General features: G+C 48.2%; 9 protein-coding genes. 2 read left to right on the forward strand and 7 right to left on the reverse strand.

The window, feature by feature from the left end; all coding sequences use genetic code 11:
* A partial coding sequence (locus tag J0895_RS02505; RefSeq protein ID WP_207086562.1) for a stage II sporulation protein M occupies positions 1-731 on the reverse strand: 731 nt, incomplete at its 3' end.
* A gap of 384 nt (positions 732-1,115) precedes the next feature.
* Between J0895_RS02505 and J0895_RS02510 the strand changes: the two genes are divergently transcribed.
* The gene (locus tag J0895_RS02510) at positions 1,116-1,907 is read left to right on the forward strand and encodes an RDD family protein (protein ID WP_207086563.1); all 792 of its coding nucleotides are present in this window, start codon (positions 1,116-1,118) and stop codon (positions 1,905-1,907) included.
* A 178-nt stretch (positions 1,908-2,085) separates the two neighbouring features.
* Here the strand turns inward: J0895_RS02510 and J0895_RS02515 are convergent, their stop codons facing one another.
* From J0895_RS02515 to J0895_RS02530, 4 genes are all read right to left on the reverse strand, one after another.
* A complete protein-coding gene (locus tag J0895_RS02515; protein WP_207086564.1) occupies positions 2,086-4,956 on the reverse strand; it encodes an EAL domain-containing protein in 2,871 nt (956 codons plus the stop codon).
* Positions 4,957-5,457: 501 nt separating this feature from the next.
* Positions 5,458-6,945 (reverse strand): TldD/PmbA family protein, encoded by a 1,488-nt coding sequence (locus J0895_RS02520; RefSeq protein ID WP_207086565.1) that lies wholly within the window; start codon positions 6,943-6,945, stop codon positions 5,458-5,460.
* Between the two features lie 96 nt (positions 6,946-7,041).
* Positions 7,042-8,109 carry a M28 family peptidase gene (locus J0895_RS02525; RefSeq protein WP_207086566.1) on the reverse strand — a complete coding sequence of 356 codons (1,068 nt, stop codon included), beginning with the start codon at positions 8,107-8,109 and terminating at the stop codon, positions 7,042-7,044.
* Between the two features lie 261 nt (positions 8,110-8,370).
* Positions 8,371-9,339 carry a GNAT family N-acetyltransferase gene (locus J0895_RS02530; protein WP_207086567.1) on the reverse strand — a complete coding sequence of 323 codons (969 nt, stop codon included), beginning with the start codon at positions 9,337-9,339 and terminating at the stop codon, positions 8,371-8,373.
* Positions 9,340-10,389: 1,050 nt separating this feature from the next.
* On the opposite strand from J0895_RS02530, the gene J0895_RS02535 reads away from it, so the two are divergent.
* Positions 10,390-11,436 (forward strand): sirohydrochlorin chelatase, encoded by a 1,047-nt coding sequence (locus J0895_RS02535; protein ID WP_207086568.1) that lies wholly within the window; start codon positions 10,390-10,392, stop codon positions 11,434-11,436.
* A gap of 229 nt (positions 11,437-11,665) precedes the next feature.
* Here the strand turns inward: J0895_RS02535 and J0895_RS02540 are convergent, their stop codons facing one another.
* Entirely contained in the window at positions 11,666-12,589 is a 924-nt protein-coding gene (locus tag J0895_RS02540) for an Hpt domain-containing protein (protein WP_207086569.1), read from the reverse strand.
* 164 nt (positions 12,590-12,753) lie between these two features.
* Complete coding sequence (locus J0895_RS02545) at positions 12,754-13,239, reverse strand: hypothetical protein (protein ID WP_242540998.1); 486 nt, start codon at positions 13,237-13,239, stop codon at positions 12,754-12,756.
* Between the last annotated feature and the right edge of the window lie 87 nt (positions 13,240-13,326).

Genomic DNA, 13,326 nt, shown 5'->3' on the forward strand with positions numbered 1-13,326 from the left:
CGACCAATCAGTAAACCAGCAGCCCCGGCAAAGAAAATGGCGGGTAATTCTAGGGAACCATGAGGCCAAACAAAGGCCCAAAATGGATAGGATAAATTATATTGAGCGATTAGGGTGGCGATCGCCCCAATATGAATGCCATTATAAACTAAAATAAACAGGGTATAAATCCCCGCCGTAATGCCTCCCCCCACTGCACCAAAGGAAACTTTGAGGTTATTAATGGTGATGCTACTAGAGGCAAGGGGTTCGATTCCCACAATAGAACCCATCCATAATTCCCCTTTATCCCGGACAATTTCAATGATATCCGGTGGTACTACGATCGCCATAAAAACCGGGTCTTGCCAAGCATACCACCAGGCCACCAAAGCTCCCAAAGTAAAAGTCGCGATCGCCACCGCAATATATCCCCAGGTTTCTTGGACAATCCCTGGAAAACCCCATCGCAAAAACTCCACAACTGCCCCCCATTCCTGTCGGCGAGACCCTTGATAAATTTGGCTATAACTACGCGAGGTCAACTGCTGCAACTCCTGGACTAAAGTCATCCCCAGTTTGTGGGTTCTCGCTCGTGCTAAATCTGCCGAAACGGACCGATATAAACTCGCGAGTTCCTCAATTTCTAACGCTTGCAAGGATTTTAATCCCTTTTTTTCAACTTGCCTCAATAAGGTATCCAGTCGCCGCCAATTCGTTTCCCGTCGAGCAATCCACCGTTGAACATTCATAAGATTCCTCAAAATTACATCACTCTCTCTAGTCAGTCTAAATCATTCCTGGACTCTGTGGCTTAACAATTCTTATTTCGGATAGAAATTCAAGGAATACAGACTGTATAGCTTGGACTATATCAGTTGTGGAAGAAGACCTCTTCCCCAACATAAGGTGGCCTACAAGGAGAGGGGAGCAGGAGAGGGCATAAATCCTGCAAGAGTGGCTATAAACGCTATAAACCATTGTCCCGTAAGTTCCTGTTGGGGGAGGAACTTGTCCAGGTTTATCACATTTTTTCAAATTTTGTCCCCGGCTCGTTTAAAATAACTGTATCTGGAGCTGACTGGATGACTGGGACGGTCTAGGCATCCGTTAATATCGGAGGATTCAACAGGGTAATGTTTTTATTAAATCGAATCAATATCCAAACTCCTGAAAGTGTGAATTTAGAATTTACCTTAGCGGGAATTGGTAACCGGGTTTACGCCCTGATGTTTGATTATCTGGTTTTGGGGTTAATCCAACTTAGTTTAGTCGTGGTTTGGGCGTTAGGGTCGTTGTTTTTAGCTGATATTCTTAACAATGCTTTGGGAACGAGCGTTCGGTTACAACAGTGGTTATTCGCAATTTTAGGTTTATTGCTGTTTGCCATCTATGTAGGCTATTTTGTCTGGTTTGAAGTGTTTTGGCAGGGTCAAACTCCGGGGAAGCGGCGGGTCCAGATTCGGGTGATTCGGGATGATGGGCGGCCTTGCGGTCTTCAGCAATCGACCCTACGGGCGTTGTTGCGTCCGGTGGATGATGTGCTATTTATTGGCGCGTTCTTGATTACCTTAACCTCTCGGGAAAAGCGCTTAGGGGATTGGGTGGCGGGAACTTTGGTGATCCAAGAAGACCGCGCGATCGCCGAGGCTAATTTTACGATTTCTGAATCCGGCAAACTGTTGAAAAATCAGGTAGTAGAACGGGCTAATCTGTCAGCTTTACTACCGGATGATTTTGCAATTATTCGAGAATATTTGCAACGGCGCAACCAACTCACCATTGAGGCGCGATCAAAAATAAGTCGTCAATTAGCCAGTCAGGTTAAAGGGGCAATCATCCAAGAACCCCTGAATAAAAAGGTATCCGCAGAGGAGTTTTTAGAGGCGGTTTATTTGGCCTATCAAGAACAGCGATCGCGCCCTTGACGAACTCAGACCCTGGACCTAGCCCTGTCAAGATGTATTTGTAGGGGTGCAATGCGATGGACTGAAGAGGATTTAGAGACCAAACCCCTACAAGGAAAAACGATTTTTCGTCATTAAATTTACCACATTGACAGGGCTACATTGTTGAGCAAAACTCATCAGTTGGGACCGCAGAATGTTACCAATTGTTGACTAATTTCCCTTCCTGAATCAGCAACTGAGACGCTTTTTCGCTATTGACGGGGGGTGAAAACAGATACCCTTGAGCCATCGCACATCCCAGTTGTTGGAGTTTCTCTAACTGGGCCAATGTTTCCACTCCCTCGGCAATCACTTCCATGCCTAAATCGTGAGCTAAACTCACAATCGTCATCACGATTTCGGAATTTTCTCCCTCAACTCCAATCCGATTCACAAAGGAACGGTCAATTTTCAAAGTATCCAGGGGAAACCGATGTAAGTAGCTCAAGGAAGAATACCCGGTGCCAAAGTCATCCATGCAAAGGTTGATTTTCCTCTCTTTAAGCTGCAATAGCATTTCGGTGGCTAATTCGGGATTATCAACGATCGCGCTTTCGGTAATTTCCAGCTTTAACATACTGCCATCGATTCCCGTTTCGGCCAGAATTCGATCCACTTGTGCGATCAAATCCACGCGGGAAAATTGCCGTCCCGATAGGTTAACCGCCACGGTTAAGGGTAACGATTGGGGAAATCGTTCTTGCCAGATTCGCAACTGTTGGCACGCCTCACGGAGTACCCACTGCCCGAGGGGAACAATTAAGCCGGTTTCCTCGGCGATGGAGATAAATTCCCCTGGAGGCACGAACCCCAGTTCAGGATGTTCCCATCGCAATAGGGCCTCAAATCCTTCAATTCGTCCCGTTTTTAGGCAAATAATCGGCTGATAATGCAAGGTAAAGGCGGAGGGTTTTTTGCCGGAACTAAAGGGCAGGGATGGGGTCTGAATCCCCCCGTCTTCTCCGGTATCATTGCCTTCTGAATCCGGGGTGGGAGAGAGGAAAAACCGGGGACTGGGCGATCGCTTTTCTCCTTCGGAAATAGCGCGCCGGAGGTCGTTTTCTAACTTGAGTAATCGGACAACGCGGTCATGCATGGCGGTATCAAAAACCTCATGGCGAGACCGTCCCATAGCTTTAGCGCGATACATGACGATATCCGCATCGCGTAACAGGTCCTCGGGGCGTTCATAACCTCGGGAACTGAGGGCAATCCCGATACTCACACTGGTAAACACTTCTTGTCCTTCGATCGCAAAGGGACGGGTTAAGCAAGCGTGAATTCGTTCCGCCACTCGCCTTGCTGTGCGTAAGGCGCGGATATCTTTGAGGAGGATGGCAAATTCATCCCCTCCCAGGCGGGCGATCGCGTGTTCATTGCGCCGGAAACTATGGGGACGCACTGCCAGGGTCTTGCGAAGACGTTCGGCAATCTCAATTAAAAGGCGATCGCCAACCCCATGTCCCAAACTATCATTAATCACTTTAAAGCGGTCCAGATCCAAAAATAGAACCGCAAATAAATAGTTAGAATTTTGTTTACCTCGTTCCCACTCCTGACGCAGTTCTTGCATAAATAACGTCCGGTTGGGCAGTTCCGTTAAGGCATCATGAAAGGCATTATGGCGCAATTTTTCTTCGATTTTAGCTTTCTCAGAAATTTCAGCCCTAAGTCGATCATTGGCGGCTTTTAATTTAGCGGTGCGTTCCTCCACGATCGCCTCTAACTGAGCATTCAAAGTAGCCAGTTTAGACTCCGCTTGGTGGCGGGCGATCGCCCCTCCAATGCTTCCTGCTGCCGCTTTCAAAATCGATTCTTCTGTTTCGGACCATTGCCGTTGATGATGGCAATCATTAAAGCCGATAAACCCCCAAAACCGCCCTTCAATGGCGATCGGCATGACTAAAATAGACTGAATCCCTTGTGCTTCTAGGATGGACCGTTCAACCTGGCGTAAGTCTCGAACCGTTCCCCCAATCGCTTTTCCTGCACAGAGAGTCTCGTACCACCCCGGCAAATTTTCCTCATAAGAAAGGGTTTGGAATTCCGGGTTCTCCTTCGATGAAGTAATTCCTTCCCCAACCCATTCCCAGCACATTCTCATCAGATGTTCTTCGGTCAGACTTTGATAATTTTCCATCAGGTACGCGCGATCGACTCCTGCGGCATTTCCTAATTCAGCTAATGCCTTAGAAATCGCCTCAGATAGATTGGAGGCTGTTAACAGCGCGTAAGTTGCTAATGCCACACCCTCTAACAGGCGATCGCGCTGTTGGAGTTGGACTGCCGCTTCCTTGAGTTCCGTAATATCTTTTTCATTCACCAAAACCGCGCGATCGCCTGTTACCGGATCCTTCGCATTGCGAATCTCTACCGCGTGCCATCGTACCCCCTGCAAGGTTTGCATCTGGGTTTCGTGATAGAAGACATTCCCCGCTTCAATGCAATTTAACGCTCGTTCCGCATCGCTGCTACTGACAAATCGCTCTCTCCAGGAATTTTCCCCCGAATTATCCCCCGTTTTTTCCTCCCCATAACACCGCTTCGCCACCGGGTTCTGCATTACCATCGTGCCATCGGCTTTGTACAGGGAAATCATCACCGTCGCCTGCCTGAGCACTTCATTCGACCGCCACAGTTCCCAGTCCTGGCGTTTCATGACTTCGGTCATTCCCTCCACCAAAACCCCCATTCTTCCCGATTCAATCCGAATTCCCGAACAAGCACATCGAATGGATACGGGTTCACCATCCGCTTGAAAGGTCCATTGTTTCACCACAGTTATACCCTGCTCTAATTGTTCTATATTGAGTTCGATCCCGCTTGAATTCTCGTCAAATGGGTTACTCCAATTTCCTGCTGGCAGTTCTGCTATGCTTTGCACCTGCCACAGCCCTAGGGCCGCCGCGTTTGCCCACCATACCTGCTTTTGGTCAAAGTCCCAAATCCAGATGGGGGAAACCAATATATCCAACGACGTTAGTTCTTGGCGATTGAGGATGGAATCGCTGAGTTTTAGTTGTGGCATCAATCGGGTTTTTTATTTAATAAATTTTTTAAGGGGAATCTGAAGGAAACCGCTTTTTTTTCATTCGGCTGGGTTTGCCAGAGGGTCAGGGTCAAAAGCGATTGTTTCTCTTGGTCCTATTTCAGTTCTAAATCAGTTGTGGAATGCCCTCACCCCCAACATAAGGCGGCCCAAAGGGGGAGAGGAGAGCTATATATGTCATAAATCATTTAGGATTGCTATATTCCTGCTCTTTCTCATGGTGCTCCTATCTTGATTGCTCAAAAGCGTATTATTAATCTGATTCTATCCGCAATCTCTGCCCTTGTCTCCCTGGGTTTTTGAATTTTTGATAAATTGAGTCGGTCTCCTTGTATTTTCTTGGCAAAGAGGACCAACTCTTTCTCCCCAGTAGCTTAGGACCCGCCTCTTGACCAGACTTCCCCTCTACCTCATGGGAAAATCCGAGGCGGGACCGGATAAAAAGGGGACCGATCGCCTAACCTCCCCAGTCCCCAAGGGTTAAGAAGGGCCGCCAATGAAAATGTCCCGCACTCTGACTGGAACGCAGGCGTGAGTCATTTGCGCCACCTGCATGGGTTCTCCTTTTCCACAAAGATTGGTGCCACACTGAATCTGCTCAGATTTCGGCCCGATCGCATCTATACTTTTCCAAAAATCCGTGGTCATCGCCTGATAAGTGACATCTTTTAACATTCCCACCACTTTCCCTTTTTTGACTTGCCAAAAGGCATCCCCGCCAAATTGAAAATTCCGCCGTTGTTGGTCGATGGAATAGCTGCCAATCCCATCAATTAAAATCCCATCCTCGGTATCGGCGATCGCTTCGGCGAGAGTGGCCGTATGACTCCCCCCATCTGGCCCCGGTTCTAACCCGAGATTGGGAATCCGTACCATCGGCACGTTATACCAACTATCGGCATAAGCACATCCATTACTACTCCCTCGTCCCAGTCGCGCTGCTGTCTCGCGATCGGTGAGATAATCAACTAAAATTCCATCCTTGACAACGTGCCATTCTTGTGATATAACTCCTTCATCGTCATATCCCATTGTTCCCCGTCCCCCCGGTTGCGTGCGATCGGCCTTAAAATTGACCCAAGGGGCGGCATACTGAAGGCTTCCCAATCCATCGGTGGTGGCAAAGCTGGTCCCGGCAAAGTTCGCTTCATAACCATACACGCGATCAAGTTCTGTGGGATGTCCTACCGATTCATGAATGGTGAGAAATAGATTGGTAGGTTTGAGGATTAAGGTGGTTTCAATTCCCGAGGGTCCCTTGGGGGCATGAACTTTGGCGATCGCCTCCGTTGCCACTCGGTCCACTTCCCCCAGCAAGTCCACATGGTCAATATGTTCATACCCACAATTCAACGGAGGCCGTTCATAACTGCGACTCTGGGCATCTCCATTGGCAATCGCTGTACAATTATATCCTGGATAACTGCGGTAAATCGTTTGTTCAATCAGCGACCCTTCCGTTGAGGCAAACGTTTTTTGTTCCTGGGTAAAGCGCAGGAAAGACGAAGCTTTTTTAATCCCGCGATCGCCATACCCTAACAACCGCTCATTAATCTCTAACAATAACGCCGCTTGGTCCTCAATGGGAATCGTGAAGGGGTCAATTTCAATCGGGGTCATATAACTATCCCGATATGCCTCTACCGGGACTAACTTCACCGGAGTCTGTTGCGTGAGGTGACTGCCTTTCGCAATCTCCACCGCGAGGGCCACAATTCGTCTAACTTCTGCCGAAGTCCTGCGGTGACTCGCCGCAAATCCCCAAGACCCTTGATATAAAACCCGCACCCCAAATCCCGAACTGACGCGATCGCTCAAGTTACTTAACGAGCGATCGCGTGCGGTTAGACTGCGATCTCGATAACGACACAGACGGATCTCCCCATACTCACACCCCGCTTGCCGAATCAAGGCGATCGCGTCGGTGGCTAATTCCTGATGGGTGATCTGGGTGGGCGCTTCTAACATAACGGGTTCCCAAGTTAGGTGTTCCTCTTAATTCTATAGCGCTTCTAAATCATTCGTGTAGGGGCGGTACATGAATTGCCCCTGCATTTGATTGGTTTACATCCCCAAATTTTCATCAGTCCGAATCGAGTTCGTTTCTAAGCTTCCCTGACTCTCTAATAATGTCACCGTCGCATCAGCAATCCGTTGTGCGGAACTGATAAAAAAGGCTCGATCAATGCTTTGGGGCGTATCACTGGGTTGATGGTAGTGAGGCGATCGCAAATTTCCCGTATCGGTCACTAAAACTGCCCCAATCCCTTGATACCAAAAAGAAGCATGGTCACTTCTTAGGGTATCGGGAATTAACAATCCTTTAAAGGGAACCGGCAATGTATAAACCGGCGGTAAATCAGCCGCAGTTTCCATCTGGAACACTTCCAGCAGGGGTAAATGTTCCGTATCTCCAATCACCGCTACAAAGTCACCGCGATCGCTAGGCGGTTGAATGGGGAGTTGACTGGGATAATCCTGACATCCGGCTTCATAACAAGCATATCCCACCATATCTACCACGATCGCACCGCGCAAATCCGCGACTAAGTTTTGATCGCTGGCAAAGGCAAAACTGCCATGTAATCCGATTTCCTCTAAATCAAAAAAGGCCAACTCTAGCGATCGCTCAGTTTGCCAGTCCTGCAACAGTCGCGCCACTTCCAACAACACCGCCACCCCACTGCCATTATCACTGGCACCGGCAGAACCGGGAACAGTATCATAATGTGCGCCGAGGAGGATACTTCCCTCTGTGGGATTCCTACCCGGTTTTTTGGCAATTATGTTGATTCCCTCTGCAAAGGGTTGGGATTGCGGGGTCCATCCTGCTGCTATGAGGCGACTGCGGATATACTCTCGGGACTGTTCGCGGCTGTCTGGGGTTGAGCGATCAAAGGCTAATGCTTCTAAATCTGCCATCAGGCGATCGGGGACGACGACTGGAGCACGCCGGAACTCCATGCTGAGGGGACTGGGTTCGGGAAGGGTGGGGACTGGATCTGCGGGTTGCTGTGAGAGAGGAGCATCCGAGGGATCAAAGGATACTGGGGATTGATGGTGAGTAAGACTCACTAAGATGATGGCGATCGCACTCATCAGGCACAGCAGAATCCAAAATTTTTGTCTCATGGTTACAGGTTAATCCAATCAGCGTCAGCAGGCACCGGCATCGCCGGTTGCGATACCCATCTTATTATGAATTATAGAAGTGCGAGCTTATGACAGGAGTGCGAGCTTATGACAGGAGTGCGAGCATCTTGCTCGCTATGAAGACAAGCGAGCAAGATGCTCGCACTCCAAAAGAATGTACGCGAACAACAGTGGGAAACGCTATACTACGAACATCAGAAGAGAACGACTGAAGTCGTTACTACGAACCGTTGCCTTGCTCTACAGTGTTTTAACGTAGGACAGCCAACTTTGGACGGGATGGAAGCCCATTGCGTCATACAATCGGGTTGCACCTGTCGCACTATCAGCATCGACCCCGAGCTTGATGCTGGTGGCACCGGCGCGGTAGAGGCGTTGCATAGCAGCGAGGAGGATAGAACGTCCTAAACCCATCCTGCGGAAGCCCCGGCGGGTTCCTAACCAGCTAATCCAGCCGGTTTTGCTGGAGTGAGGTAAGGCGGTTTGGAGGGAACTTTGGCAAAGGGCGGCAAAGGTGCCATCGGGGGCGATCGCCACTAAATCAAATTCCGGTTGGTAGTTCGGATCCTCTTGCCAATCCTGAAAACTACTAAGGGTTAAATCGTGGTGATCCCAGTGGTCCATAAAGGATTTGTTATATAAGTCTACCCAGGCTTGATTATCCCTTGGGGCCTCTACCGATCGCAGGGTAAATCCCGAGGGGAACTCTGGGGTGGGGAGGGCTTCCATGTCGGATTTAACGAGGGTCAAAAAGGTTCGTTCTAGGCTAAAATTATGCCGTTCTAGGGTGGAAATTCTAATTAAGGCTTCGGCACGGGTTTTGGTATGTAAGTGGATACTCAGTCCACTCTTATTTCCAATCTCCCGTAGGCGATTTTCTGCCCAATCTAAAATTTCGGTTTCTAAAGGAATAATGCCATCGATAAAGCTATTTTGGAGGGCATCTTTGGGGTCAACGTAGAACCACAAATATCCATCGAGTTGTTCGTCGGGTTCGGGTATCCAAAGTTGTCCAAACCCTCGCAGGTGACCATTCGAGTCTTTCCATAAACGCCGGGACCGGACCGATGAGGTGGTGACGATCCATTTGAGATCGGCGATTGATTTATCTTCGTCTAGTAAACCATCGATTTCACAGGTTTTAACTAGATCAGCAATCTGTTGTAAGTCTGTTTCGCCCGCTACGGGGCATCTACTGATGATACTCATAAATAAATTAAGGAATTGGAAAAAAAAGGACAGGACAAACGCGAAGGCGTTTGTTTAATAGGTTGGAATGCAAGCAGGAGATCGATTCGGTATAGTTCCGAGGCCGTCGGGACAGAGTTGAGAAACTAAGTTTCAAAAACCCAATCTCTGCAACGTCCTCGCCCTCTGGAGGGAATACAAGTCAGCAGGCATCAAGGAAATATCCGGACTGGACATCCGGAAATCGGACATTTTCAGCCTATGCCCTCAATTTTTTGTATAAAAATCAAGCAAAACAATTGAACGGCGATCGCTCGTCCGCCTCATGCGATGACAACCGCCCGATCTCCCTGGGCGATCGCCTGGAGCGATTTGTTTCATTGATGCTTTTTTTTGAGACTTAAAACGCTAAGTATGAGGCAGTCTCATACAAGTTCTATCCTTTATATGACTGGGTTTGATTACGGTAGCAAACTCGATCCAAGTCGAACCCTTATGTTCGCTTGCATCCGTAGAGTGACCGAGTTTCCTGGTCTTGACTTATCGATTTGTTATGGTTTGGTTATATCCAATTAAAGTTATCCACCCCCAGCTTTAGGTTTGGTAAGTCTATTTAGATTATACAGCATAAACTGGAAAATCTGGAAGAAAAATTTTAAACCCAGGGGTAATCAATGCGCTGAAACTGGCTTTGTAGATAGATAAAACAGCTCTTTAAAACGGGCAAAATTTCCAAGTTGAAACCCTAAAAAATCCTGGGTTCTTAATTCTTTATTCTTTATTTTACATAAGTTATTTTTTCAGGAATAGAGGAGGACGCCTAAATCTATCCCCCTCCCCAGCATAGAGATTCCCAGCTAAATAAGATAAGATAACGAAGCTAGAAGAAGGGCGCGGGGAAACTCCGGTGAAAATCCGAGGCTGTGCGGCAACTGTCAGCGATTGGTGGTCTGGGGTCCCGGGGGTGTTTTCAGCCCGGGGACTCAGAAGCAATTGCAAGCCAGAAGGCCCTCGCCCGCTATTTGCTCAATCGATTTCCTGCCTCGCACGGGACAAGGAGCCTGAATTTTAATGTCTAACGTCAAAACATCCGATCTCATCGAAATTACGTCACAAACTTCCGAGTTACAGTCTGTGGAATTGCCCCCTTTACCGATCCAGCGTCCTTTATTACTGGTCGGTCATGGCACCCGAGACGAACGGGGACGGCAAAGTTTCCTGGATTTTGCAACAGCCTATACAGCCTTAGACTCGTCTCGTTTGGTTGTGCCTTGTTTCCTGGAACTCACTGGCCCTACGATTCAGGAGGGAGTAGATCGGTGTGTGGACCTGGGATATTCTGAATTTTCCGTGTTGCCAGTGCTGCTGTTTGCTGCCCGCCACAATAAGTTTGATATTACCAATGAATTAGACCGCGCCCGGGAACGGCATCCTCATCTGAAGTTTTATTATGGACGGCATTTTGGAATCGCGCCGGGAATTGTAGAGTTGTGGCGATCGCGACTGGCGCAACTGGACCAACCGGAGCACAACCCAAATCAGATTGAGCGATCGGACACAGTATTACTCTTCGTCGGACGAGGTTCCAGTGACCCGGATGCCAACAGCGATGTCTATAAAATCGCCCGAATTCTCTGGGAAGGTAGCGGTTATAAAACCGTGGAAGTCGGTTTTATTGGCATTACCCATCCCCGGTTAGAAGAAGGATTTGACCGCGCCAGACTCTTCCAACCTAAGCGGATTATTGTGGTTCCTTATTTCCTGTTTACCGGCGTTTTAGTCCAGAAAATTTTCAATATCACCGCCGCGCAACAAGAACAATGGACGGACCTTTCGATTACGGCACTCCCAGAAATGGGAATTAATCGAGAATTGCTAACCCTCCTGCGCGATCGCGAAATTGAAACCCATCTAGGGCAGGTGAACATGAACTGTGAAATGTGCAAGTTCCGATTAATGGCCAAGTCGGAGGGTCACGGTCACGGCCATGATCACGGTCATAGTCATGGTCACGATCATGGTCATGGTCATGGTCACGACCACGGTCAGGGTCACGACAATCCCGACCCCTATGCCAATGTTGATGCCTACCATCAACGGATTTGGCAAACTCCCTAATTTGGGAGGAATTCCGGACAATTAAAGGAGTGGGAGCATCTTGCTCCCTTGTTGTCGTAGGGAGCAAGGTGCTCCCACTCCTTCTGCCAATCAATTCGTATCTCATCAGTCCGGGAACAGCTATCTAGCCCAAACAAGCCAGAATTTATAGGATCAAAAATCCCGGTTGTCTTCCTTTGACTGTCCCGAAAGCCTCGGGTCAAAAAGGGAAGTAAGGGTTTGAAAATCCTTAAGATTTCACCGCTTTGACTAACAACTTGGTCAAGACAGTAAGCTGTTTTTTATCAAAAGTTTCAATCAGTTTCTTCGCCGCTGCTTGTGGGTCTGAGTGAATGATAAACTCCTTTTCTTTGAGGGTGATCCCCCCTTGGTTCGGGGACTTACCGGCCAATTCCAATAATAATGAACTCGGGAGCATGGTATCCAGTTTGCCAACCGCGATAAAATCGCTGGCATATTTGAGTTCTTTAATTGTCACAGGTGCGATCAGGTCGTAGCTGTTTTTGGGATTGGCGATCGCCCCGGCAGCCGTTTTCACCAAAGTTTGCCAATTCTGCATCTGAGGACTCATTTCAGCCAGTTGATTGCATAACGTCCCAATCCGTTTGCGGTTTTCTGCATCGGGCTTTTGCTTGAATAGCATCAACATTTGTCGCAACAGATTGATCACTTCGTTGGCAATCTCCAACCCAACGTCACGACTGGCTTGCGGTACAACCGCTTCACCCCCTCCATTAACGAGGGCATCCAGATATTTTTTCAGTTCCTCAAACACAGGCTGGGACTCTTGGACAATTTCTGCCCCGTCTTCTTCTCTCAAGCCAAAAGGCCCTTGGAGGCGTTCCAGTAATTTTTGCAGAGTGTCATACACTTTTAAAAATAATGTTTCCAGTTTTTGGTCAACAGGAACTGGCTCCTCTTTCAGAATTTTAAAACAATCCTCTAAGCTGTGGGCTGTCTTTTGGATACTCCCAAAGCCCAACATAGCTGCACCCCCTTTAACCGAGTGTGCGGCGCGAAACAGTTCATTCAATTGTTCTTGATCATTCATGGTGGACTGTAATTCTAACAGTCCTTTTTCGATGGTTTCGAGGTGCTCCCTAGCTTCCTCGATGAAATACCCGATGATCTGTTGTTGCTTCTCCGGATCCACAGCAGACTCCCTCTAACTAAAAATTCTCTCCCTCTCAGTTTTAACTGAGATCTGGCACAGGTTGCATCAACTGCCCAGACTTGATCACTTGGGCTGAGGCGAGGTGGGTTGAAAATCCCCTTTTAGCTTGATTTTTCATCGCTTTGAGTGTTCCTGTCCCTAACTTACCCCAGTTCGTAACGTTTGACGTCAGGGACTTCTTTGAGGACCACTTTAATCGGGACCAGACGTCCAACGGTGGTGTAATAACCGCCTCCTCTAATTGGAGTGGTGGTAGACCTTTCCCGAAACCGTTCCATCTGGTTGATAAACCAATCCCGCGTAGCAGGCATTGGCAGCAAGTACAAAACCCTGATTTCCACAAAATAATAGCACAACCAATCTGCTGCGGTATAGAGAAAGCAACCGGGGGTATTTTTTTCCTGATTGCTGTGAGTTTCAAAAAAGAAATTGCCAGTTTTATGATAGCGATCGCCTTTAATTTCCAGTTTAGATTCCCCCCGGTCCGTCGTTACCAATAAATCAACATCCATCTTCCGATAGTCCGGGTCATCTTCAACATTTTGAATCGAAATAGTCCGGGGTAAATTTTGCAACCACTGGGTAATATCCGCCGTTGCGCGATCGGCCACCTGGGTACTTTGTTGCATCGTGTAAGTCCGCATAATCCTGCCTCGTTCGTGAGTAGTAGCGATCGCATCCTCAACCGTCTAAATTTTGCACCCCAGCTTAAACAC

The organism is Phormidium pseudopriestleyi FRX01, from assembly GCF_017313335.1.
In the GTDB taxonomy this organism is placed as follows: Bacteria; Cyanobacteriota; Cyanobacteriia; order Cyanobacteriales; family Laspinemataceae; genus Laspinema; species Laspinema pseudopriestleyi.

Bases quoted from the DNA above. Each gene is read 5' to 3' on its own strand.
- J0895_RS02510 (WP_207086563.1), top strand. From the start codon at position 1,116: ATGTTTTTATTAAATCGAATCAATATCCAAACTCCTGAAAGTGTGAAT.
- J0895_RS02515 (WP_207086564.1), bottom strand. From the start codon at position 4,956: ATGCCACAACTAAAACTCAGCGATTCCATCCTCAATCGCCAAGAACTA.
- J0895_RS02520 (WP_207086565.1), bottom strand. From the start codon at position 6,945: ATGTTAGAAGCGCCCACCCAGATCACCCATCAGGAATTAGCCACCGAC.
- J0895_RS02525 (WP_207086566.1), bottom strand. From the start codon at position 8,109: ATGAGACAAAAATTTTGGATTCTGCTGTGCCTGATGAGTGCGATCGCC.
- J0895_RS02530 (WP_207086567.1), bottom strand. From the start codon at position 9,339: ATGAGTATCATCAGTAGATGCCCCGTAGCGGGCGAAACAGACTTACAA.
- J0895_RS02535 (WP_207086568.1), top strand. From the start codon at position 10,390: ATGTCTAACGTCAAAACATCCGATCTCATCGAAATTACGTCACAAACT.
- J0895_RS02545 (WP_242540998.1), bottom strand. From the start codon at position 13,239: ATGCAACAAAGTACCCAGGTGGCCGATCGCGCAACGGCGGATATTACC.